Genomic DNA, 1,513 nt, shown 5'->3' with positions numbered 1-1,513 from the left:
GTGTTGAGCTTGTACGCCAGCCTGACGCCGGGGCCCGGACCTGGAAGGGTCATGCATTGTTGCTGTGAGCACGCCGGTCAGAATTTCGGTTTTCCCTTGACCGAGGCCCCCAGGTGACCCGCCCACCGCGGTGGTGTTGATGGGTGAGGAGGGCAGCCGAGGTGAAGCATAGGAAGGGTGCGGCCGGGATCGAGGAGATTCCCGACGCCGAGTATGAGTTGGTCATCGAGCGGGTCGCTGCCGTTGACGTGGCCAAGGCCTCGGGTGTGGTGTGTGTGCGCATGCCCGGACCTGCCCGTCGGGTCAGCAAGGTCTGGGAGGTTGCGGCCACCACCGGCGCGGTGGCTGAGTTGGCGGCCAAGCTGGCTGGGTGGGGTATCGAGAAACTCACCATCGAGTCCACATCGGATTATTGGCGGATCTGGTACTACCTGGCCGAGGCCGCCGGGCTTGATGTGCAGTTGGTCAACGCCTGCGAGGTCAAGAACGTCCCTGGTCGACCTAAAACCGACAAACTCGACGCGGTATGGCTGGCCAAACTCACCGAAAAGGGTCTGCTGCGGCCAAGTTTCGTTCCACCGGCCCCGATCCGGCAACTACGCGATTACACCCGGTTGCGGGTGGATCTGACGCGGGAACGGGCCCGTTATTGGCAGCGGTTGGAGAAACTGCTCGAAGACGCGTTGATCAAGGTCTCGGCGGTGGCCTCGCGGCTGGACACCGTGTCGGTGCGGGCCATGGTCGAGGCGTTGATCGCTGGTGAACGCGATCCGCGGCAGTTGGCTGATCTGGCCCGCGGACGGATGGCGGCCAAACGCAGCGAGCTGATCAACGCGCTCAATGGTCGTTTTGATGATCACCACGGCGAGTTGGCCCGGATGCTGCTCGATCAGATCGACACACTTGACGCCCAGATCGCCACCTTGACCGAACGGATTGAGCAGCGATTGGCACTGACCGGACCCGACGAGCACGACCAGGGCCGGCCCGGTGGTGGCCTCGTGGCCTCGACGGAGCTTTCGGCCTCCCAACGGTTGTGTGAGATCCCGGGGATCGGCCCGACCACAGCCCAGATCATTCTGGCTGAAATCGGTATGGACATGACCCGGTTCCCCACTGCGGGGCACCTGGTGTCCTGGGCCAAACTGTGTCCACGCACCATCCAGTCCGGGCCGGTGACCCGAGCGGGCAGAACTGGCACCGGCAACCCTTACCTCAAAGGCGCTCTCGGGGAAGCCGCTGCGACCGTGGCCAAGACCGACACCTTCCTCGGCGAACGCTACCGGCGCATCGTCAAACGACGCGGCAAGCTCAAAGCCCTTGTCGCGGTGGCCCGCTCCATCCTTACCATCGTCTGGCAGCTCCTTGCCGATCCCACCGCACGTTTCCATGACCTAGGAGCCGACTACTACACCCGGCGGGTCAACATCGAACGCCGCATGCGTAACCACATCGCCCAACTGACGGCCATGGGCTACCGCGTCAGCGTCGAACCCGCCGCCTAAGCACACCA

The 1,513-nt window shown here is 64.0% G+C and carries 1 protein-coding gene; it reads left to right on the top strand.

The window, feature by feature from the left end:
- The first annotated feature begins 161 nt into the window (after positions 1-161).
- Positions 162-1,505 (top strand): IS110 family RNA-guided transposase, encoded by a 1,344-nt coding sequence (locus BKG60_RS13735; RefSeq protein WP_075909691.1) that lies wholly within the window; start codon positions 162-164, stop codon positions 1,503-1,505.
- Positions 1,506-1,513: the final 8 nt, after the last annotated feature.

Source organism: Mycobacterium syngnathidarum (genome assembly GCF_001942625.1).
GTDB lineage: Bacteria > Actinomycetota > Actinomycetes > Mycobacteriales > Mycobacteriaceae > Mycobacterium > Mycobacterium syngnathidarum.
This window is presented reverse-complemented; position numbering and strand designations above follow the sequence as displayed.